Origin of the sequence: Bacteroides sp. AM10-21B (assembly GCF_003472565.1) — a bacterium.
Lineage (GTDB): Bacteria > Bacteroidota > Bacteroidia > Bacteroidales > Bacteroidaceae > Bacteroides > Bacteroides propionicigenes.
In genome coordinates this window covers 277,068-300,857 of sequence record NZ_QRME01000007.1, presented here as the reverse complement: position 1 = coordinate 300,857, position 23,790 = coordinate 277,068, and the positions used below count along the sequence as shown (strand labels likewise).

15 protein-coding genes are annotated in these 23,790 nt (G+C 50.5%); 3 read left to right on the top strand and 12 right to left on the bottom strand.

The window, feature by feature from the left end:
• Positions 1–59 precede the first annotated feature (59 nt).
• On the bottom strand, positions 60–782 hold the full coding sequence (locus DW121_RS11520) for a DUF6064 family protein (protein WP_117713201.1): 723 nt from the start codon (positions 780–782) through the stop codon (positions 60–62).
• 183 nt (positions 783–965) lie between these two features.
• Here DW121_RS11520 and DW121_RS11515 point away from each other — a divergent pair, with 183 nt between their 5' ends.
• Positions 966–2,309, top strand: coding sequence for a threonine/serine exporter ThrE family protein (locus DW121_RS11515; protein WP_117713202.1), 1,344 nt, complete (start codon positions 966–968; stop codon positions 2,307–2,309).
• Between the two features lie 132 nt (positions 2,310–2,441).
• Here DW121_RS11515 and DW121_RS11510 read toward each other — a convergent pair whose 3' ends face one another.
• From DW121_RS11510 to gltB, 11 genes are all read right to left on the bottom strand, one after another.
• A complete protein-coding gene (locus DW121_RS11510; RefSeq protein ID WP_117713203.1) occupies positions 2,442–4,631 on the bottom strand; it encodes a glutamine synthetase III in 2,190 nt (729 codons plus the stop codon).
• Positions 4,632–4,692: 61 nt separating this feature from the next.
• A complete protein-coding gene (locus DW121_RS11505) occupies positions 4,693–6,144 on the bottom strand; it encodes an ammonium transporter (protein WP_118323845.1) in 1,452 nt (483 codons plus the stop codon).
• A gap of 87 nt (positions 6,145–6,231) precedes the next feature.
• Entirely contained in the window at positions 6,232–6,588 is a 357-nt protein-coding gene (locus DW121_RS11500; protein WP_087412026.1) for a P-II family nitrogen regulator, read from the bottom strand.
• 21 nt (positions 6,589–6,609) lie between these two features.
• A complete protein-coding gene (locus tag DW121_RS11495) occupies positions 6,610–7,314 on the bottom strand; it encodes a hypothetical protein (RefSeq protein ID WP_118323834.1) in 705 nt (234 codons plus the stop codon).
• Between the two features lie 99 nt (positions 7,315–7,413).
• The gene (locus tag DW121_RS11490; protein ID WP_118323833.1) at positions 7,414–8,646 is read right to left on the bottom strand and encodes an LL-diaminopimelate aminotransferase; all 1,233 of its coding nucleotides are present in this window, start codon (positions 8,644–8,646) and stop codon (positions 7,414–7,416) included.
• Positions 8,647–8,748: 102 nt separating this feature from the next.
• Entirely contained in the window at positions 8,749–9,600 is an 852-nt protein-coding gene (gene dapF / locus DW121_RS11485) for a diaminopimelate epimerase (protein ID WP_118323832.1), read from the bottom strand.
• A gap of 346 nt (positions 9,601–9,946) precedes the next feature.
• Complete coding sequence (locus DW121_RS11480) at positions 9,947–10,711, bottom strand: glycerophosphodiester phosphodiesterase family protein (RefSeq protein ID WP_118323831.1); 765 nt, start codon at positions 10,709–10,711, stop codon at positions 9,947–9,949.
• A gap of 108 nt (positions 10,712–10,819) precedes the next feature.
• Positions 10,820–11,458, bottom strand: a complete 639-nt coding sequence (locus DW121_RS11475) for a DUF3267 domain-containing protein (protein ID WP_117713208.1) — start codon at positions 11,456–11,458, stop codon at positions 10,820–10,822.
• Positions 11,459–11,569: 111 nt separating this feature from the next.
• A complete protein-coding gene (gene asnB, locus DW121_RS11470; protein WP_118323830.1) occupies positions 11,570–13,318 on the bottom strand; it encodes an asparagine synthase B in 1,749 nt (582 codons plus the stop codon).
• 323 nt (positions 13,319–13,641) lie between these two features.
• On the bottom strand, positions 13,642–14,982 hold the full coding sequence (locus DW121_RS11465) for a glutamate synthase subunit beta (protein ID WP_118323829.1): 1,341 nt from the start codon (positions 14,980–14,982) through the stop codon (positions 13,642–13,644).
• 33 nt (positions 14,983–15,015) lie between these two features.
• Positions 15,016–19,575 (bottom strand): glutamate synthase large subunit, encoded by a 4,560-nt coding sequence (gltB, locus tag DW121_RS11460; protein WP_118323828.1) that lies wholly within the window; start codon positions 19,573–19,575, stop codon positions 15,016–15,018.
• A gap of 364 nt (positions 19,576–19,939) precedes the next feature.
• On the opposite strand from gltB, the gene glmS reads away from it, so the two are divergent.
• Both glmS and DW121_RS11450 read left to right on the top strand, forming a co-directional pair.
• The gene (gene glmS / locus DW121_RS11455) at positions 19,940–21,784 is read left to right on the top strand and encodes a glutamine--fructose-6-phosphate transaminase (isomerizing) (protein ID WP_117713212.1); all 1,845 of its coding nucleotides are present in this window, start codon (positions 19,940–19,942) and stop codon (positions 21,782–21,784) included.
• Positions 21,785–21,906: 122 nt separating this feature from the next.
• Positions 21,907–23,790 (top strand): amidophosphoribosyltransferase, encoded by a 1,884-nt coding sequence (locus tag DW121_RS11450; RefSeq protein ID WP_117713213.1) that lies wholly within the window; start codon positions 21,907–21,909, stop codon positions 23,788–23,790.

The window sequence follows — 23,790 nt, the reverse complement described above, 5'->3', positions numbered from 1 at the left end:
TTGTTGGGTAAACAAGCGTTGATATATACTTGCTCTTTCAAGCAAAAAGAAGTGATGTGCTATTCTCTCAATCCATGAAAGAGGGGCATACTTAAGAGCACCCCGATAATGATGCATATCACAATAAGAAACCAGTTCATGAGCCGTGCGCTCAGTTTTGTTTCTTTATGCAGGTTCTGGGCTACGTAGTTCTTGAAGAACAGATAAATGGCAGGTACGGTGGCGCTTGCCAGCAGCAGGTCTTCGGGTATTTTATACACATACACTTTGGAGAAAGCGATGAGTGCCCAGTGACAGAGGAAAAGGATAACGAGTAGATTGACCTTGCGTGAGAATGCCAGTAACAGACCAATGGTGAACACAGCTACCGAACAGGGCATTACCGTTGTCGTCATCATCGGAAACTCCATGCCGCGTGCCCACGACAGGAGTGGGTAGAGGAAAGGCATTGCATACAGCACGCCTACCAGTGCTTGGTATTTGGGATTGCGTTCAAACGGAGTATAATCGGTAAACAAGTCCCACAGCCAGATTATGGCGATTACACCCCAAAAACAGGCAAGGATATGGTGGTAACTGCGTGTGTCACAATACATCATATAGTATACCAAAGCTATCCAGCTGTTGAGGAATACCATATATATCTTCATGGAGCGTTTTACTCCGGCGGTAGGTTTGCGGTATAACAGTGCGGTCAGTACAATGCCTGTTACGGTAATAATAATTTGCGCCCACCAAGTATTTTCATTATATAGCGCAATCGTGTTCCAAAATATTTCCATATGAATCAGCCTTTGTTTTTAGGGAATTGACAAAAGTACGGTCTGTCCGTTTCCCTTTTTCTAAAAATGCGTGCAAAGGTATGGGTTTCCGGCGAGATATGAAATTCTTTTCTATATTTTGCCTATCTTTGCACTCCTCTTTAGGGGTAGGTAAAAATAGGATATTAGTTAGTAGAAAGTTTGATGGATACAACAATGGTTGAACAAGAGATTATCTTGCGCAGGAAGCTTGATTTATTGCTTCGTACAGGGAAAATATTAGTGGAGAGTGCAGCCGATACCAATCGCATAGTACGTAATATGAATCGTGTTGCCGCCTACCTGGGGCTACCCGAGGAGAACCTTCACATAGACGTGACTTATACAATGCTGGTGGTGAATTTGAGTGATGAATCGCACTCTTATTCCAAATTCCAAAAGTGCGAGAAACATGGTATCAATATGACCGCCATCTCCGAAATCAGCAAACTTTCTTGGCGTGCCATAGAAGAGGATTACTCACTGGACCGTTACGAAGAAGAGTTGGAAAAGATAAAAAACAAGAAGCGCAACTATACCCCCTATCTTGTGGCTATCGGAGCGGGATTTGCCTGCGGCGGTTTCTGCAAGCTGTTCGGCGGTGACTGGATTGCTTTTTTATTTGCCTCCATTGCGGCTTTTGCCGGATTCCGTGTTCGTGCGCGTTGCGTGGAGTTCGGCATCAATCTTTATATGAGTATCGCCATTGCGGCATTGGTGGCAACCTGTCTTGCTTATGTCACTACCTTTACAGGGCTTTCGGGCACTCCATATCATCCGCTGCTGGCCTGTGCGCTGTTCATTGTGCCGGGAGTTCCCATCATTAATTTTGTGGATGATATGATTGACAACTACATACAGGTGGGTATTGTGCGTGCCGTCAATACGGTGCTGATGGTGTGTGCTATGGCTTTCGGCATTGTGATAGCCATGCGTCTGCTGGCTATGGAAGATGTGGTGATTGACAAGAAATTCAGCGAATTGAGCATGGTTCCGCACGATCCTTACTATATATACGCCATTGCAGCGGCCATATCTGCTATGGGCTTTTCCATGATATTCAATATCCAGCGCCGTCTGTTGTGGGTGGTTGCGATAGGAGGAATGCTTGCGGTGTGTACGCGTAACTTTGTCAACTTCGAGCTGGGACTCGGTCCTGTCATCGGTTCCTTTACGGGGGCTATGGTGGTGAGTCTGGTGGCGGTAAAGGCTGTCCACTGGTTTCATGTGCCCAATCACGTGCTCACTATTCCTTCCGTCATTCCGATGATTCCGGGAGTACTGATGTATCGTGCACTGGTTGCCCTTATCAATATGCACGGAGTGGTAGGTGAGGTGACGGTGGCTGTATCCAACGGCATCAATGCTTCACTGATAATTCTTTGTATTGCGTTGGGAGTAGCCGTTCCCAATATCTTTGCCCGCCGCTATATCGCCAAAGACCGTCAGCGTTTTCTGAAGGAGGAGTTGCAGAAGCGCAGGGAGAGGGGAAAGTTCCTTGAATGGTGAAGGTAAATGGTTTTGCATCGCATGATAAAAAGAGAGAGAACTACCGTCACGGCACCTCTCTCTCTGCAAACTTAAAACAACCAACAAAAGAAATAGATAATTTCAGAGTCAGGATTTCACTCCTTTCTTCCCTTATCTTATAAATAACAGTTCCCTGTACTTCGGCAATGTCCACATCTGGTTGTCGACGATGAGTTCCAGCTTGTCGATGTGATAACGAATTTCTTCCATCATCGGTACGATGTTATCGTGGTAAGCGATGGCTTTGTCACGTTCACACTCAATCTTGTTGGCAACCTTGCGGGCTTCTATCATGGCATCCACGTGCTCCTTGATGAAGGTGGTGCGGTCGGCAATCTCTTCGATGAGTTCCAGATTCTTGGCAGACAGTTTTGCAGCTTTCTCTGCCGGGAAGAGGTCTTTCATCTTGTAGACATTGTCTATTAACTCCGTCTGATACTGCGTGGCTACGGGGATGATGTGATTCATCGCCAAGTCACCGAGTACGCGGGCTTCAATCTGAATTTTCTTGGTATAGGTTTCCCACTTCACTTCGTTGCGGGCTTCCAGTTCCTTTTGCGTCATCACACCTACTGACTCGAACATACGGATGCTTTCGGGCTTCAGATAGTTGTCGAAGATGAGGGGTACACTGGTTTCACAGTCCAATCCGCGTTTCTTGGCCTCGGCTTTCCATTCGTCACTGTAGCCGTTGCCGTCGAAGTGGATAGGTTTGCATATCTTGATGTATTTGCGAATAACATCGAGGATAGCCGAAATCTTCGGTTCCCCCTTCTCGATAAGCTCGTCTACATCTTTCTTGAATTCCACCAATTGCTCGGCAAGGGCGGAGTTCAGGGCAATCATGGCGCTGGCACAGTTGGCTTCCGAACCTACGGCGCGGAATTCGAAGCGGTTGCCCGTAAAGGCAAACGGACTGGTACGGTTTCGGTCGGTGTTGTCTATCATCAGTTCGGGTATCTGCGGAATGTCCAGCTTCATGCCCTGTTTGCCGCTGAGGCTGATGAGGTCGTCCTTAGTGCTTTCCTCAATATGTTCCAGTACTTGGCTCAGCTGCTTGCCGAGGAAGCTGGATATGATTGCGGGAGGCGCTTCGTTCGCTCCCAGCCGGTGGGCATTTGTGGCGCTGGAGATGCTGGCCTTCAGCAATCCGTTATGCTTGTAAACAGCCATTAAGGTATTTACTACGAAGGTGATGAAACGCAGGTTGTCTTCGGGTAGTTTGCCGGGGGCATGGAGCAAGATGCCCGTGTCCGTACCCAGCGACCAGTTGTTGTGCTTGCCGCTGCCGTTGACACCCTTGAACGGCTTTTCGTGTAACAGTACGCGGAAGCCGTGGTTGCGTGCCACCTTGCGCATCAAAGCCATGATGAGCATATTGTGGTCCACTGCAAGGTTGCATTCCTCGAAGATAGGAGCCAACTCGAACTGGTTGGGAGCTACCTCGTTGTGGCGGGTCTTGACGGGGATTCCGAGTTTCAGCGCTTCGATTTCCAACTCCTTCATAAAGGCTGCCACACGCGGAGGGATGGCGCCGAAGTAGTGGTCTTCGAGTTGTTGGTTCTTGGCGCTGTCGTGTCCGGTCAGTGTGCGTCCGGTCATCAACAGGTCGGGACGGGCAGCGTAAAGGCCTTCGTCAATCAGGAAGTATTCCTGCTCCCAGCCCAAGTACGCCACTACTTTCTTTACGTCCGGGTTGAAATAGTGGCATACGTCTACCGCTGCCTTGTCCACCGCACGCAGCGCTTTGAGCAACGGTGCTTTGTAGTCCAGGGATTCACCCGTGTAGGCGATGAAAATGGTCGGGATGCAGAGCGTATCATCTACTATGAACGCGGGAGAAGAGGGGTCCCATGCGGAATAGCCGCGTGCCTCGAACGTGTTGCGGATACCGCCGTTGGGGAAGCTGGATGCGTCGGGTTCCTGCTGCACAAGCAATTTGCCTGTGAATTCTTCCATCATGCCGCCCTTGCCGTCATGCTCCACGAAAGCGTCGTGCTTTTCGGCAGTACCTTCGGTGAGCGGATGAAACCAGTGCGTGTAGTGAGTAGCTCCCATTTCAAGCGCCCACTTCTTCATTCCCGCAGCCACTTCATCGGCAATGCTGCGGTCCAGCGGTGCACCGTTGTCAATTACATCAATCAGTTTGGCATATACCTTGCTGGGCAGATACCTGAACATCTTTTCCTTGTTGAATACATACTTGGCGAAGTATTCCGACGGGCGTTCCGCCGGGACTGCCACTGCAACGGGTTTTTTCTTGAACGCCGTCTCTACTACTCTGAATCTCAATTTTGACATAATACCTTAGAGTTGTAATTGTTGGTTTATAAATATATGTTAGAGTAAAAAAACTCTTATTTTAGTTGTACGCGGACTCTCCGTGCTCGTAGATGTCAAGCCCTTCTTCCTCTACGCGAGCCGGAACACGCAAACCGTGTATCTTGTCGAGTACCTTGAAGATGATGAAGCCCATACCTGCCGCCCAAAGTCCGACAATCACCGCACCGAATATCTGTGCTCCGAGGAAACCCGCACCTGCACCGTAGAACAGACCTTCACTGGTAGAGAACAGTCCGGTGAGTACAGTTCCTGTGAAACCACATACGCCGTGTACGGAAGATGCGCCTACAGGGTCGTCAATCTTCAGCACTTTGTCAATGAATTCTACGGAGTATATCATCAGTACGCCGCAGATGGTGCCGATGATGACCGCACCCAGCGGAGAAACGGCATCGCATCCTGCCGTGATGCCTACCAATCCTGCCAAAATGCCGTTCAGTGTGAGTGACAGGGATGGTTTGCCGTACTTCAGCCAGCTGACAGCCAGAGCAAAGAAACCGCCTGCACAAGCTGCCAGGTTGGTGTTGAGGAATACGAGCGAGATAGCTACCTGGTCTTCGGTAGTGGCTGCCGCCAACTGAGAGCCGGGGTTGAAACCGAACCACCCGAACCAAAGGATGAAGACACCCAGTGCCGCAATGGTGAGGTTGTGCCCGGGGATGGCTTTTGACCGACCGTCTTTGCTGTACTTGCCGATACGCGGACCGAGGATAGCTGCACCTACCAGTGCAATCCAACCGCCTACGGAGTGTACAATGGTGGAACCGGCAAAGTCGTGGAAGGTAGTTCCGAATGTTTCCGTCATGAAGGAACCGGCTTCACCGTTCATCAGCCATCCTCCGCCCCAAGTCCAGTGACCGGAAACGGGATAAATCAGTACACTGATGAAGATTGTGTAAACCAGATACATGGAGAACTTCGTACGCTCTGCCATGGCTCCCGATACGATTGTGGCGGAAGTGGCGCAGAATACAGTCTGGAATACGAGGAAACCCTCGGTGGGCAGTGAAGCGGGGTCGGGCAGGCCGTTACTGTCGAACAACAGGCTCATGAAGTGGGGAGTTCCGAAGAAGTCGCCCAAACCGAACATGATGCCGAAACCTACCAGCCAGTAAAGGAGTGAACCGAACATGAAGTCTACGAAGTTCTTCATAAGTATGTTGGCGGTGTTCTTGGTGCGGGTGAAACCGGCTTCCACCAATGCAAAGCCCGGTTGCATAAAGAATACCAGCATGGCTGCCAGTAACATCCAGACGGTATTGACACCGGAAACTAATTGGGCGACGGTATCGGTTGCCGATGCTTCTTCGGCAGGTATTTCCGCGGCAGCTATCACTTCGGTAGTGACGGCTGCCGCACTGTCCGCAGCTACGGCGGTTTGCGCATATATATCTGTTGTGAGGCAACAAGCTATGAGTATAGCAAGGGCCGTACACAGTTTTGTGAAACTGCGTTTCATATATTTGTCCATAATCTCTTTGATTTTTAGTTGTACTTGTATTTTGCTTGTCATCGAGCACGCCGCTCAATGAAAGTCTTGTGGTTTGAGTGCTGCCGGTTATCTTTCCTGTTCGGCATTATAGAGGGCGATGTCACCCCGTTCTCCGGTGCGGATGCGGATAGCGTCTTCAATGGGGATGACGAAGATACGGCCGTCGCCGATTTCGCCGGTTTGTGCGGCTTTGATGATAGCTTGTACTGTCTTTTCTGCGTTTTTGTCGCGTACTACGATAGAGATGAGGATTCGCTCGATGGAACTGGTGTCGTACAGTACACCACGATAAATGCGGGCTTGTCTGGACTTTCCGATGCCTCTTACATCGTAGTAAGAGAACCATTCGATATCCGCTTCGAGGAGTGCGTCCTTCACTTCCTCGAATTTGGTTTTGCGGATGATAGCTTCAATCTTTTTCATACCTAAAACTGTTTACTGTTCTTAAAAACTTAATCCTACTACGAAGTATGCTCCTTCCGAACGTGGGTTCCAAGTAGCTTTGGCAAAGAGCGGCAGGGAGAATGAATCGGTTATTCTGATGTCCTTTGCAACTCCCAGACTGACGTCGCATACGGCAAATCCGCTTGCTCCGTAGAAACTCGTTTCCCATGGGGTGGCGCCTACTTCTGCTGTCCAGTCAAGTCCGCCCAACTTGAAGGGGGCAGCTACGGAAATATAGGATGAATAGGCTCTGTCGCCATTCTCCTTGACACCGTCGTCTCCGGCAAAGTTGGTGTACCAGTTTACTGCCACCGGACCGAAGTCGTAACCCAGCTGTGCCTCGTATACGTGGGCTGTGTTGTGAGCATCGTAATGAAAATAGCCTGCGCCGGTGTTGAACCAGTAGTCTGTAACCGATACGCTGAAACCACCTGTAGAGTAGCCCAGTGTGAGGTCAAACTCTTTGGCATCTGTGCTCTCAATGCCTACTGAGCCCCACGCTCCAAGCGAGAAACCTTTATAGGCGATGGATGCGCTGGGCTGAAGGCTTACACCTCCCAAGTCTTGTCCGCGCCAGATGTAGCCGCTTACGATGTCTGCGCCTATGGATGCTTCCACTTTGTCCTGTGCCTTTGTTGTGAAAGGCATTGCAGCTGATAGTAACGCTATTGCTATTACTCCTAATTTTACGTTTCTTGTTTTCATACCTTCTTACCTTTTTAATTAGAAAAATTGCGGATGATCAGTCCGGCTCTGTTTGTATAGTACTGCGCTTGAACTATATTAAATAGTAGTTTGCTTATTTTATTTCAGCCAGTTGCGGATGCGTTTCATGGCTTCCACACAGTCTTCGTGTTTGCCGAAAGCGGTCAGGCGGATGTATCCCTCACCACTCGGGCCGAAGCCTACGCCCGGGGTTCCCACTACATTGGCTTCGTACAACATCTGTTCGAAGAATCGCCAAGAGCCTATGCCGTTCGGGGTTTTCAGCCAGATGTATGGGGCATTCACACCGCCGTACACTTTCAGTCCGGCTGTTTCCAATCCCTTTTTCATAGTGCGGGCGTTGTTCATATAGTAGTCAATCGTTTCTTTTATCTGCCGTTTGCCTTCCGCGGTGTAGATGGCTTCGGCGGCACGCTGGGTGATGTAGCTTGTGCCGTTGAACTTGGTGCATTGGCGGCGGTTCCACAGTTTGTTGAGGGAGATACGCTCGCCTTCCAGCGTGGCGGCGGTCAGTTCTTTCGGCACTACGGTGTAGCCGCAACGCACGCCTGTAAATCCGGCGGTCTTGGAGAAACTGCGGAACTCGATGGCGCATTTCTTCGCCCCTTTTATTTCGTATATGGAGTGGGGCACATCGTCCTCTTGGATGAAAGCCTCGTAGGCGGCATCAAACAAGATGAGCGTGTCGTTGTCGAGAGCATAGTCCACCCATTTCTTCAGTTCAGGTTTGCTAAGGGTAGTGCCTGTGGGATTGTTGGGGTAGCAGAGGTAGACGATGTCGATGCGCTTGTCCGGTATTTCGGGGATGAAGTTGTTTTCGGCTGTGCAGGGCATATAGGTTACATTGCTCCATTTGCCGTCTTCTTCCAGTATGCCGGCGCGTCCGCACATTACGTTGCTGTCAATGTAGACAGGGTAGATAGGGTCGGTTACTCCCACACTGTTGTCATGGCGGAGTATGTCGCCTATGTTTCCCGTATCGCTCTTGGCTCCGTCGTTGATGAAGATTTCCTGTGGACTGAAATGAATGCCGCGTGTCGCATAATCGTGCTTGATGACGGCATCAATCAGAAAGTCATAGCCCTGTTCGGGACCATATCCGCGGAATGTCCTGGCATCAGCCATCTCATCCACTGCCTTGTGCATCGCTTCGATGCAGACTTGCGGCAGCGGACGGGTAACGTCTCCGATACCCAGACGGATGACTTCTTTCTTAGGGTGCGTTATCCTGAAAGTATTAATCTTCTTAGCTATATCCGAAAATAAGTAGCTTCCGGGTAATTTCAAAAAATGTTCATTAACTAATGCCATATCTCTGTTGGTTTAATTATTTAATAATGAAGAATGAATAATGAAGAATGAAGAATTGCCATGCGGCATAAAAGCGTATACTCATTCTTCATTCATAATTCTTCATTCTTCATTCCTCTCCATTTCTCCCTCGAAGACCTTACTTGCCCCTCCCGTCATAAAGATGTGCTTGGTGGCTACATCCCATTCAATGGTGAGTGCTCCTCCATCCATGATGATGATTGATTTTCTTCCGGCGCGTCCTGTAAGGAAAGCGGCTACGGCGGTGGCACAGGCTCCTGTTCCGCAGGCTTGGGTGATGCCCGAACCCCGTTCCCATACGCGCATCCTTATCTTTCCCTCTCCCAGTACTTGGGCAAACTCCACATTGATGCGGTCGGGGAAGAGGGGATGATTCTCCAGTTTGGGACCGATGGAGGAGAGGTCTACCTCCGTTATGTCGTTCACGAAGATTACCAGATGCGGGTTTCCCATGGATACGGTAGTACCTGTATAGCGTATGCCGTCTATTTCGATGGGATGTTCTTTCATCGGCTTGCTCCCCTTGCCGTCATAGTCCACGGGTTCGTCAGACGGAATACCCATGTCAACGGTTACGGTGTCTACTTTGTTGTCTGTCACGTGTAGTTTTAGAATCTTGATGCCGGACAGGGTGTCGAGTGTGATTTCCGTTTTGGAAGTCAGCTTGTAGTCATAAAGGTATTTGCCGATGCACCGGCTGGCATTTCCGCACATCTTGGCTTCCGAACCGTCCGCATTGAAAATGCGCATGCTGAAATCGGCTTTGTCGGAACGCCCTATAAGTACCAGACCGTCGCTGCCGATTCCCGTATGCGGTGCGCTCCATTTCTTCGAAAGCTTCTCCGGATTCTCGATAGGATAGCGGGTAGTGTCTACATATATGTAGTCGTTTCCTGCGCCGTGCATCTTGGTAAACTTTATGGTTCTTGTCATTTTGTACTTACTATGTTGGTTAGTTATATCCTTTTGTCTTATTTCACTGCAAATATACGACGTTTTGGATAATCTTTATCTATATTGGTATCTGTTTTCTATTTATTTCTATTCTAACTTTCATTCAGTGCAAATATACACGATTTCACTTCCAATTTAAAAGTATATAATGTTATATTCGTAAAGATTGTAATGTAACGCTCTCGTATTCTTGCAGGGAAATAATAAAAATGATTGTTTTATTCGTGTATTACTACCTTTTTGAAATACGAAAGCCGCTTCATTGTTTTCAAAATGAAGCGGCTTTTCTGTTATAGCTTTCTATATGTATTGTAAGTTGATGCTTTTACTGTAATATTTCTTGTAGTTCTACGGGTTCGTTGGTGGTGATGAAATCCACACCGTGACCAATCAGCCACTTCATGTCTTTGGCTTCGTTTACGGTCCAAGCATTTACTTTCATGCCCAAGTCGTGGGATTCTTTAATCCATTCGGGATGCTTCTTGAATACGCTGAAGTGATAGTCGGGTCCGGCGCATCCCCATTCTTTCAGTTCTTTGGGAGAGAGGTCACCTTCCAGGTAATATACCGGAGTGCCTTTGGGGGCAAGGCGGATAAATTCTTTGGTGGCGTGTCGCGAGAAAGCGATGTATTCCATGCGGTTTTCCAACCCCATCTCTTCCACCATCTTCACGATACTTTCTACGGCACGTGTTTCCCGTTCGGGCGTTTTGTGGGATTTCAGTTCCAGAATAAGGCGCGTTTTCAGTTGTCCGGCCTTTTCCAAGTATTGCCGCAGGGTGGGGAGTTGCTCTCCGTTGTCCAGTATGACGGCGGTGCACTGTTGTGCGGTGGAATTCTGCATATTCACCCCCTTGAAAGTGCTGTCGTGGTTCACAACAAGTTGGTTGTCGGCGGTGAGCCATACATCGAACTCGGAACCGTAGCAACCTATGGAGTCGGCTTTTACCAAGGCGGCGATGGAGTTTTGTGCCGAACCGTTGGTCTTCCAGAAACCACGGTGGGCAATGACTTGGGTGGACTGCGCTTGTATGCCGCCAACAGCGGCAAGGAACAAGGCGGAAGCAAGAATAAAGTTTTTGAATTCCATTTGAATATGATTTAAACTGTTCGGGGTGATGGGGACACGTCCCTAATCACCCCGCAAAGATAATGCCTGTGTTATAAATAAAGTAGGAAAGAATGTTAAGTTTCTGTGTCATCTTTCAAAGACCACCAGCCCGCATTCATAAGGATGGTCGATGTAGAGTGCCTCTTTTCCACGGGTGGAATGGAGAAGAATTTTCAAGATGAGGAGGACATCGCCGCCGCCCGCAATAATCATTGTCAGGGAGAGATACTTCAACAATAAGCTGTCCGCCTCTATTGCGGCGAATGCCAAAAGGAAGCCCAAGATAACGGTGGGCATGGCCGCTCCGATGATGTACCCCCATTTGCTCATCACCGAGGAGCATGAACAATAGGGAGTTAATGCTTTCCACACCACGCCGAAGCTGATGGCACGGAAATGCTCTTTGGCGGCAAGCCCGAAGAACAATCCGTGGATAAGCTCATGAACCACGATAAGAAAGAGCATCGCGGGGCAAAATAGAAACACCGAAAGCCGTTGTTCTGCCGTATTCTCGAAGTTAATCAATCCGCCATGTTGGATGAAGAGCATCGTAAAGAAAGCCACAAAGGGCAGTGTAACTACCACGCCCCATATGTTGGCAGCCAACAGACCGACTGTCAGATTATGCCTTTCGTATCCTTTCTGTTCCATTTCGATACATACTGCTTCAAAGTTCTCTCTCCGTTTTTGTTCCGCGGGGGTTAGTTCCCGTTCTTTTTGTTCCATGATTTGCGGGCTTTAAGATGTTTCAGCGGACAAAGATATGATTATTTCAGGCACGATGATATCGGATGATGCAGATTTTTCTTTCTCCTCTCCGTGCCTGAAAATGAGCGGTTACTGATATGCCTCCTCGTGTACACCGGCAACAGCGCGTCCGCTGGGGTCGTTCTTGCCTTGGAACGAGGCGTCCCATGCCAATGCTTCGGCGGTGGAACAGGCTACACTCGGCACGCTGGGCACGCTGCGGGCGGCACTCTCGCTGGGGAAGTGCTCCTCAAAGATGCTACGATAGTAATATTCTTCCTTGTTCATGGGCGTGTTGATAGGGAAGCGTTCTGCTGCCGCTGCCATCTGTTCATCACTGACGGCAGCAGCGGTGACGGCTTTCAACGTATCAATCCAGTTGTAACCTACACCATCGGAGAACTGTTCCTTCTGACGCCATGCAACGCTTTCGGGCAGCATGTCCGCAAAGGCTTCGCGAATCACTTTCTTTTCAATTTCCTTTCCGGGACACATCTTCGTAGCGGGGTTCAGCCGCATGGCTACATCCAGAAACTCTTTGTCGAGGAACGGCACACGTCCTTCCACACCCCAAGCGGCAAGGCTCTTGTTGGCGCGCAGGCAGTCGTAGAGGTGCAGTTTGGAGAGCTTGCGCACCGTTTCCTCATGGAAGGCTTGCGGCGTAGGCGCTTTGTGGAAGTATAGGTAACCGCCGAATACCTCGTCCGCACCTTCACCGCTAAGCACCATCTTGATGCCCATGCTCTTGATGACACGCGCCAGCAAGTACATGGGAGTGGATGCGCGGACGGTGGTTACGTCGTAGGTTTCGATGAAGTAGATGACATCGCGAATGGCGTCCAGTCCTTCCTGAATGGTATAATTGATTTCGTGGTGGATAGTGCCGATGTATTGCGCCACTTCACGTGCTTTGATGAGGTCGGGAGCGCCTTTCAAGCCTACTGCGAAGGAGTGGAGTTGAGGCCACCACGCATCTGATTTATTGTCTGTCTCGATACGCTTGCCTGCGTATTTCTTGGCGATGGCCGAGATTACGGAAGAGTCCAGCCCTCCGGACAGCAACACACCGTAGGGCACGTCCGACATCAGTTGGCGTTGCACGGCGGCTTCGAGTGCATCGTGTACGTCAGAGACTTGAGCTTGGTAGGTTGCAGTATTGACGTTTACGGATGCAGAGTTGACCTTTAGCGTCGTAGAGTTGATGTCAGGGAAATTAGTGTTGTAGTTGTCTTTTACGGCACTGTAGTGCATCCAGTCGCGGGTGTACCAACGGTGCATTTTACCTTCGCGTCCCCGGTAATAGTGTCCGGGCAGGAAAGGCTCGTACTCGTCGCAGAAGCCTTCGAGGGCTTTCAGTTCGCTGCCGAAGTAGATGCGGCCTTCCTTGTCGCGGCCTATATATAAAGGTATCACTCCGATAGGGTCGCGGGCTATGAGGTAATCATCCGTCTCTTCATCGTAGAGGGCAAAGGCGAAGATACCGTTCAGTTCTTCGAGGAAACGGATGCCCTTGTCTTTGTAGAGGGCGAGGATGACTTCGCAGTCCGAACCTGTCTGAAAGGCGTACTTTCCGGCATAACGCGCACGGATGTCGCGATGGTTGTATATCTCACCGTTGACGGCAAGGATTTGCTTGCGGTCGGGCGAGTAGAGAGGTTGCCCGCCGGACTGAGGGTCGACGATAGAAAGACGCTCGTGCGCCAAGATTGCGGAGCCGCCTACGTAAATGCCGCTCCAGTCCGGTCCGCGATGGCGGATTTTCTGTGCCATTTTCAAGGCTTTGCTTCGGAGTTCCGGAGTCTGGGACTTTATGTTGAAAATACCTGTTATTCCACACATGGTTGTAGATGTTTTAGAAGTTGATAAGTAAGTGTTGAAATTTAGTTTATACTATCTGTCATTCAGAGCGTAGCGAAGAATCTCTTTTCTGTGTATAAGAGAGTAGATTCTTCGCTACGCTCTGAATGACAGATAGTATAAACTAATTATGCACATTTATTTATTGGATGATGTTAGTTATATCGGGTAAGGTCGGCAGTTTCACCACAGGGAACGAATTGTTTCAAGCGTTGGAACAGAGAGTTTCATGCGGTGGAACAGAAAGTTTCATGCGGTGAAACTTTTAGTTTTCCCCTTTGAAACTTTTTTTCGTTGCCGCAAAACTACCGATTGAAGTATTGGTCAATCTGCCGGGCCACTTTACGACCGTCAGCCAGTGCACGTACTACGAGACTTGCACCATTGGCGGCATCTCCCGCCACGAATACATTCTCTGCCAGTGTCGGCTGTTCCGGTTTGAGGAAGCCCATAGCCAGCAGTACCATATCGGTTTCGATGACTTCTTTCTTACCCGTAGGTTTCATGGTGGGGCGGCCGCCGTCTTTTGCCGGAAGCCATTCCACTTCTTCCACTTCCACGCCGCAAACCTTTCCGTTCTTGCCGATGAATCTGTTGGATGCCAATGACCAGCGGCGTGTGCATCCTTCTTCGTGGCTGGAAGTGGTTTTCAGGACAACGGGCCATTGCGGCCAGGGCGTAGCGTCATTGTGTCCTACGGGTGGCTGCGGCATAATTTCTATTTGCGTCACGCTCGCGGCTCCCTGGCGGATGCTCGTGCCGATGCAGTCCGAGCCTGTGTCGCCGCCGCCAATGACGAGCACCCGCTTGCCACGGGCATTGACAAGCTGTTCTTTCGGGAATGTCTCTCCGTCGAGGATGCGGTTCTGTTGCGCCAGCATATCGAGGGCAAAGTAGATACCTTTCAGTTCACGGCCGGGGATGGCGAGGTCGCGGGCGGTGGGTGTGCCTGTGCAGACGGCGTAAGCGTCGAAGCCTGCGGGCAGCTTCTGCATATCGATGCGGACGCCCATTTCAAACCGGATACCTTCGGCTTTCAGCACATCCATGCGGCGGTCTATTACTTCCTTGGGTAGTTTGAAGTTGGGAATACCGTAGCGAAGCAGTCCGCCCGGCATCGGTTTGGAATCGAATATCGTGACTTCGTAGCCACAGGCATTCAGCCGTGCGGCAACGCTCAGCCCGGCAGGCCCTGCACCGACGACGGCTACTTTCTTGCCATTGCGTTCGGGGCGGACAGGCACGATGTAACCCTCGCGAAAAGCGGCTTCGGCAATGGCTGCCTCATTCTCGCGGATGGTTACGGGAGCGTCGCAGGAGAGCTTCAGCACGCACGACTTCTCACAAAGTGCGGGGCAGATACGCCCCGTAAATTCGGGGAAATCGTTCGTTTCGTTCAGTACTTGGTAGGCTTCGCGCCATTTTCCTTTGCAGAGTGCGTCTTGAAACTCCGGTTGCTTGTTGCCCAACGGACACGCCCAATGGCAAAAAGGTACGCCGCACTCCATGCAGCGTGAGGCTTGGAGCTTGCGGTCGTGACTGTTCAGCGTCTGTTCCACCTGACTGAAATCTGTGATACGTTCGTGTATCGGACGGTAGCCCGCTTCTTGGCGGGGGATATTTAAGAATGCTTTTGAATCACCCATGGTCTTTGGTAGTTGAAAGTTGATAGTTGAAAGTTAATAGTCTCTCTGCATATCCGCAATCTTCTGTTGCAGCTTCTTCATCTGTTCCTCTTGCAGCACTTTCTTGTACTCGATAGGGACTACTTGGATAAACTCGTCTACGTAGTGCGTCCAGTCATCGAGTAGGATGCGTGCCAGTTTGGAACCGGTGTAGAGATAGTGCTGGCGGATGAGTTCGTGCAGTTCCTTGCGGTATGAGGCTTCTTCGATGAGGCTTAGTTCCACCATCTCCATGTTACAGAAGTAGTCGAAGTTGCCGTCTTTGTTCCAGACGTAGGCCACACCGCCGGACATACCTGCGGCAAAGTTACGTCCCGTCTGTCCGAGCACTACCACACGTCCGCCGGTCATGTACTCGCAGCAATGGTCACCCACGCCCTCTACAACGGCTATTGCACCGGAGTTGCGGACGGCAAAGCGTTCGCCTACGCGACCGTTGATATATACTTCACCGCCGGTTGCGCCATACAGAAGGGTGTTTCCGGCAATTGTGTTCTTCTCTGCCTCGAAGTTGCTGCGTACAGGGGGCAGCACGGCAATGCGTCCGCCACTCAGCCCTTTGCCCAGATAGTCATTGGCCTCACCTTCCAGCTTGAAGTTGACACCCGGTACGAGGAATGCTCCGAAACTCTGTCCGGCAGAACCTTTGAACTTGACGTTCAGTGTATGTTCGGGCAGGCCTTTGGCGCCGTACTTGGCGGCGATAGCGCCGGAGAGCATCGCACCGCAGGCGCGGTCGGTGTTGGCAATGGTATATTCAAGGGAAATTTCCTTCTGTTCGTTTACGGCATTGGCGGCGGCATTCAGCATTTCCACATCTTTTACGTGGTCGATGCCGTGTTGCTGGTCTATGATGTGGCGGATGGCAGCTCCGTTGTCCACACGTGCCAGTATTTTGTCGAAGCTGATGAGTTGATGTTTCTTGATGCCGTCATCCGGTTTGCGGAGGATGAGGTCGGTACGCCCGATGATGTCGTCCAGCTTTTCCACTCCAATCTCTGCCAGATACTCGCGTACTTCGCGGGCAAGGAAGGTAAAGTAGTTCACAAGGTATTCGCTGCGCCCGATGAAACGTTTGCGCAGTTCCGGGTTCTGGGTGGCTACACCTACGGGACAAGTGTTCTGGTTGCATTTGCGCATCATCACGCATCCCAGTACGATGAGGGCAGCGGTGGCGAAACCGTATTCTTCCGCACCGAGCATGGCCATGAGCACTACGTCGCGTCCGGTTTTCAGTTGTCCGTCCACTTGCAACAGCACTTGCCCGCGCAGCCCGTTCAGTACCAGTGTCTGTTGCGTCTCGCTCAGTCCGAGTTCGGGCGAGATGCCGGCATATCGGATGGAACTTGCGGGTGACGCGCCTGTACCTCCTTCGGCGCCGGAGATGACGATAAGGTCGGCTTTGGCTTTCGCCACGCCTGCGGCGATAGTTCCCACACCGCTTTCGGCTACCAGCTTCACGCTGATTTTGGCTTTAGGGTTGACGTTCTTCAGGTCGAAGATAAGCTGTGCCAGGTCTTCGATGGAATAGATGTCGTGGTGTGGCGGGGGAGAAATCAATGAAATGCCCGGAATGGAGTGGCGCGTGCGGGCAATCACTTGGTCTACTTTGAATCCCGGCAACTGGCCGCCTTCACCCGGTTTGGCGCCTTGTGCCACTTTTATCTGTATTTCGTCGGCATTCACCAGATATTCCGTAGTGACCCCGAAGCGTCCGGATGCCACCTGTTTGATGGCGCTGCGCATTTCCGTTCCGAAGCGTGCGGCATCTTCACCGCCTTCACCCGTATTGCTTCGCCCGTGCAGCTTGTTCATGGCAACCGCCATTGCCTCATGCGCTTCCTGACTGATGGCGCCGAAAGACATGGCCCCCGTAACGAAACGTTTCAGAATGCTTTCCACCGGCTCCACCTTGTCTATGGAAATGGGGCTGTGATGGAAGTCGAGGAAGTCGCGCAGGAAGATAGGTCTTTCTTTCTCGTCGACCAAGCGGGTAAACTCTTTGAACTTCTTGTAGCTGCCCAGACGGGTGGCTATTTGCAGGGCACTGATAGTTTCCGGATTCCAAGCGTGCTTTTCGCCGTCCTTGCGGTATGCGTACAGTCCTTTGTTTGGCAATAGGGGAGCTTCACCGCCGCCATTCTTCATGCGCGCTTCTTCCTTCTTCATCGCTTCCCCTTCGTCGTGGAAAGTGATGGCATCACGTGCCACCTCATCCAGACGGATGCCGCCGATAGTCGATTTCAATCCGCCGAAGTAGGCGTTGCTCAGTTCTTCACTCAGTCCTACAGCCTCGAATATCTTTGCGCCCCGGTAGGAACGGATGGTGCTGATACCCATTTTGCTCATAATCTTGAACAGGCCTTTGCAGATGGCTTTTATGTAATTCTTCTCTGCGGTGGCATAGTCCAGCTGTATCTCTTTCTTGGCAACGAGCTCGTCCAGTACGGCAAATGCCATGTAGGGGTTCAGTGCGCTTGCACCGAAACCGAGGAGCAGTGCGGCGTGCATCACCTCGCGTATCTCGCCGCTTTCCACTACCAATGCGGTCTGTACGCGCTTTCCTACCGAAATGAGGTGGTGGTGCACTGCCGATACGGCAAGCAATGAGGGTATGGCGGCATGGACGGCATCTACGTTGCGGTCGGTCAGTACAATGTAGTTCACGCCTTCGGTGACGGACGCTTCGGCTTCCTTGCACAGGCGGTCAAGCGCTTCCTGCAGTCCGGCACGTCCTTTGGAGACTTCAAACAGCATCGGCAGCTTTACGGTCTTGAAGCCTTTGTAGCGGATGTTGCAGAGAATATCCAATTGCGCATTCGTCAGGATGGGGTGGTTCAGCCGTACCATTTTGCAATGGCTTTCGTTGGGCGTCAGTATGTTCATGCCTACTGCGCCGATGTACTCGGTGAGAGACATTACCAACTCTTCGCGGATAGGGTCGATAGGCGGGTTGGTGACTTGCGCAAACTGTTGGCGGAAGTAATTGTATAGTAGTTGCGGCTTGTCGGAAAGTACGGCAAGCGGGGTGTCGTTACCCATTGCGCTGACAGGTTCGGCGCCGTTGGATGCCATGGGCAGGATGATTTTCTCGACATCTTCTTTGGAGAAACCGAACGTGCGCAGCATACTGTTGTAGTTGTCCACGCTGTGGGGTACTTTGCGTCCGCTTTTCAGTTCGTTCAGTTCGATGCGGTTGTTGGCGAGCCAAGTGCGGTAGGGCTTGGCTTCGGCAAGTTGCTTTTTCAGTTCGCCGTCATAGTATATCTCGCCTTTTTCGGTGTCTATCAGGAGTATCTTGCCGGGTTGGAGACGGCCTTTCTCTTTGATGTCGCCCGGTTCGAAGTCCATTACGCCGACTTCACTTGCCACCACCATGATGTCGTTGTGTGTAATGAGGTAGCGTGCGGGACGCAGGCCGTTGCGGTCCAACATACCGCCCGCATAGCGTCCGTCACTGAAGAGTAGCGCGGCAGGTCCGTCCCAAGGTTCCATGAGGATAGAGTGGTACTCGTAGAAGGCCTTGAGGTCTTCGCTGATAGGGTTCTTTTCGTTGAAGGATTCCGGCACGAGCATTGCCATGGCATGCGGCAGGCTGAGGCCGGACATGACAAGGAACTCCAGTACGTTGTCCAGCGAGGCGCTGTCGCTCATGTTCGGCTGGATGATGGGACGCAGTTCTTTGATGTCGCCAAGGGCTGGAGAGGACAGGACGCTTTCACGCGCTTCCATCCAGCCGCGGTTGCCGCGTATGGTGTTGATTTCACCGTTGTGTGCCAAGAGACGGAACGGCTGTGCCAGTCCCCACGTAGGGAAGGTGTTGGTGCTGAAACGGGAGTGCACCAAAGCCAGTCCGCTGGTGAAGTAGTTGTTTGTCAGGTCGGGGAAGTAGTTGCGCAGTTGTAGGGAAGAGAGCATACCTTTATAGATGATGTTCTTCGTAGACAGCGACACGATATAGAAATCCTCCCGTGCGGCTATATCCGATCTGCGTACTTTGTTTTCTATTCTTTTCCTTATTATATAGAGACGTCGGTCGGCGGTTTCGCTGTCCGTAAATCCGGTGATGAAGATTTGTTTGATGTCGGGTTCGTTGGCAAGCGCGGCTTCACCCAGTATTTCGGGGCAGGTAGGCACATTGCGCAGGTGCATCAGCGTCAATCCTTCTTTCTCTATTTCTTCAATGATGATGCTCAGGATGGCTGCCCGGTCTTTCTCCTCTTTCGGAAGAAAAAGCAATCCTGTTCCGTATTTCCCTTTTTCGGGAACGGGGATGCCTTGCAGCAGGATGAACTCGTGCGGTATCTGCAACATGATGCCGGCACCGTCTCCGGTCTTGTTGTCGGCGCCTTCCGCTCCGCGATGACGCATATTCTCCAATACTTTCAATGCGGATTCAACCAATTCGTGTGATTTACCCCCATGGATGTTCACTAACATTCCCACACCGCAAGCGTCGTGCTCATTGGCTGCATCGTACAGGCCCAACTGCATGGGCTGTCGTTGTGCGGGTTGTTCCTTTGTTTCGTTGTTAAAAAGCTCTTTCTTTTCCATTTTCGGTTTACTTTAATTTGTGTAATACCTGTTTGCTGTATCAAAATGTTTGGCAAAAATATGTATTTAATTTCAAATTGATACCGATATGCCTTGATTTGTGCCCTATTAAATACTTATACCGGAGACTGAAGTTATAATCTGATAGAAAATACCCTTTGTTTTCTTCTAATCTTAAATCAGATTCCGCCAGTTTGCTTTAAGATTATAAATTCTACCTTTTGCTTTTAAAATATTGTTTTCTTTGTCTTTTTGATAATAAAACAACTTTTTTCTACTCTTTTGACAAATAAATAGTGAAAATATTAACTTTATGTTCTCAATAATATATATCTTTGCAGCGCAAATTAAATACTGATATATTATGTGTGGAATAGTAGGCTATATAGGTCAAAGGAAAGCCTACCCCATTCTTATCAAAGGCTTGAAGCGGTTGGAGTACCGCGGATACGATAGTGCAGGGGTAGCATTAATCAGTGATGACCGACAACTGAACGTGTACAAGACGAAAGGAAAGGTCTCGGATTTAGAAACTTTCGTCACTCAAAAAGATATTTCCGGTAGCATAGGCATTGCACATACCCGTTGGGCTACACATGGAGAACCTTGTTCCGTTAACGCCCATCCTCATTATTCCTCTTCCGAAAGACTCGCTCTCATCCACAACGGCATCATTGAAAATTACGCCGTCCTTAAAGACAAACTCCAAGCCAAAGGCTATACTTTTAAAAGTAGTACCGACACCGAGGTACTGATACAACTCATAGAATACATTCAGGTTACAAACCGCATCGACTTGCTGACTGCCGTGCAACTGGCTTTGCAAGAGGTTATCGGTGCATATGCCATTGCCGTGCTCGACAGGGAGAATCCAGACGAGATTATCGCCGCGCGCAAAAGCAGTCCGTTGGTGGTGGGCATCGGGCAGGATGAGTTCTTCTTGGCATCCGATGCCACTCCGATTGTGGAATATACGGACAAGGTGGTTTATCTGGAAGATGAAGAGATAGCCGTTATCCGTCGCGGGGAGAAACTGAAAGTGGTGAATCTGAAGAATGTGGAGTGTCCGCACGAGGTAAAGACGGTAGCGCTTAATCTCGGTCAGTTGGAGAAGGGCGGTTATCCGCATTTCATGTTGAAAGAGATTTTTGAGCAACCCGATTGTATTCGCGACTGTATGCGCGGACGCATTAATTTGGAGGGTACTAACGTGGTGCTTTCCGCCATTATAGATTATAAGGAACGTCTGCTTGCTGCCAAACGTTTTGTAATCGTGGCCTGCGGCACGTCTTGGCACGCCGCGCTCATAGGCAAACATTTGATAGAGAGTTTCTGCCGCATTCCGGTGGAAGTGGAGTATGCTTCGGAGTTCCGTTACCGGGACCCGGTGATTGACGGCAATGATGTGGTGATTGCCATTTCGCAGAGCGGGGAGACAGCCGATACGCTGGCTGCCGTGGAACTTGCCAAAAGCCGCGGTGCATTTATATATGGCATCTGTAATGCTATCGGTTCGAGTATTCCGCGCGCTACGCATACGGGGTCTTACATCCATGTAGGACCGGAAATAGGGGTGGCGTCTACCAAAGCCTTTACGGGTCAGGTAACTGTGCTCACTATGCTGGCATTGACTCTTGCGCGGGAGAAGCGTACGATTGATAAGGAGCAATACCTTGCCATAGTGAGGGAACTCGGACAGATTCCCGAAAAGATGAAAGAGGTGCTGAAGCTGAACGACCGCATAGCGGAGCTTTCCAAAATCTTCACCTACGCACACAATTTTATCTATCTGGGACGCGGCTACAGCTATCCCGTAGCGTTGGAAGGCGCTTTGAAGCTGAAAGAAATCTCGTATATCCATGCGGAAGGCTATCCGGCCGCCGAAATGAAGCATGGACCTATCGCGCTGATAGATGCGGAAATGCCGGTAGTGGTCATTGCCACACAGAACGGATTGTACGAAAAAGTACTGAGCAATATACAGGAAATCAAAGCGCGCAAAGGCAGGGTGATAGCGATTGTCACCAAGGGAGATACGGTTATCAGTAAAATAGCCGACACTTGTATCGAACTTCCCGAAACAATGGAGTGCCTTGACCCGTTAATAACTACGGTTCCCTTGCAGTTGCTCGCTTATCACATAGCCGTATGCAAAGGCATGGATGTAGACCAACCGCGTAACCTTGCCAAGTCGGTAACGGTGGAATGACCGGAAACAGATGATGCGTACGGGTAAAACAGATGATGCGTTTGTACTAAACAGATGATGTGTTTTCAGAACATAAATAATGCGTTTTTAAAAGAAGTAATTACTCATTAGTAAATATATAAATGGAACAACTGAAGCATGAATGTGGCGTTGCCATGATACGCCTGCTGAAACCGCTGGAGTATTACGAAGAAAAGTACGGTACATGGATGTATGGGCTGAACAAGCTCTACCTTCTCATGGAGAAACAGCACAACCGAGGACAGGAAGGAGCCGGACTGGCTTGCGTGAAACTGGAAGCGAATCCCGGAGAGGAGTATATGTTTCGCGAACGGGCGCTCGGTTCGGGAGCTATTACCGAGATATTCGACACGGTGCAAAGCAACTTTAAAGACCTGACGAAAGAACAACTGCACGATGCCGATTATGCAAAGCGTGTACTTCCCTTTGCGGGAGAAGTGTATATGGGGCATCTGCGTTATTCCACCACGGGTAAGTCGGGCATCTCGTACGTGCATCCGTTTCTCAGGAGAAACAACTGGCGTGCCAAGAACCTTGCCCTGTGCGGCAACTTCAACATGACGAACGTGGATGAAATCTTTGCACGTATCACCGCTATCGGCCAGCATCCTCGCAAGTATGCCGATACGTATATCATGCTGGAACAAGTGGGACACCGGCTCGACCGCGAAGTGGAACGCCTCTTCAACCTTGCCGAAGCCGAAGGACTGACCGGTATGGGCATCACACACTACATCGAAGACCATATAGACCTTGCCAACGTATTGCGCACTTCGAGCAAAGAGTGGGACGGGGGCTATGTGATGTGCGGGCTTACCGGGAGCGGTGAGACATTCGCCGTCCGCGACCCGTGGGGCATCCGCCCTGCATTCTGGTATCAGGATGATGAAATAGCCGTGCTTGCCAGCGAACGCCCTGTGATACAGACCGCGCTCAATGTGTCCGCCGACAGCATCAAGGAGCTGCAACCGGGACAAGCCGTCCTTATCAACAAAGCCGGTAAGCTCCGTACGGTGCAAATCAATAAGCCGCGTGAGGTGAAACCTTGTTCCTTCGAGCGTATCTATTTCAGTCGCGGCAGTGACGTAGACATCTATAAGGAACGTAAACTATTGGGTGAGAAGTTAGTGCCTAACATCTTGAAAGCCATTGATAAGGATATAGACCATACCGTCTTTTCCTTCATACCGAATACGGCGGAAGTGGCCTTCTATGGGATGTTGCAAGGACTGGACGATTACCTCAACGAGGAGAAAGTCCGGCAGATTGCCGCTTTGGGACATAACCCCAGCCACGATGAACTGGAGCGTATCTTGTCCCGCCGCATACGAAGCGAGAAGGTAGCTATCAAAGACATCAAGCTGCGTACTTTCATAGCCGAGGGCAACAGCCGTAATGACCTTGCCGCCCATGTGTACGACATCACTTACGGCAGCCTTGTGCCCGGTGTGGACAATCTGGTTATCATAGACGACAGCATTGTGCGCGGCACTACCTTGAAACAAAGCATTATCGGCATCCTCGACCGCCTCAATCCGAAGAAGATTGTAATCGTAAGCTCCTCGCCGCAAGTGCGCTATCCCGACTATTACGGTATCGACATGGCGAAGATGAGCGAATTCATTGCTTTCAAAGCCGCCATCGAGCTGCTGAAAGAACGTGAGATGCGCGATGTCATTGCATCCGCCTACCGCAAATCCAAAGAGCAAGTGGGGCTGCCCAAGGAACAGATGGTGAACTACGTAAAGGAAATCTACGCTCCCTTTACCGATGAAGAGATTTCCGCCAAAATGGTGGAACTCCTGACTCCGAAAGGCACGAAGGCGAAAGTGCAGATTGTATACCAGCCTCTTGAGGGGCTGCATGAAGCCTGTCCGCAGCATCGGGGCGACTGGTACTTCAGCGGTGACTATCCTACGCCGGGCGGTGTGAAGTTGCTGAATGCGGCATTTATTAATTATATAGAACAAGTATATCAATTCTGA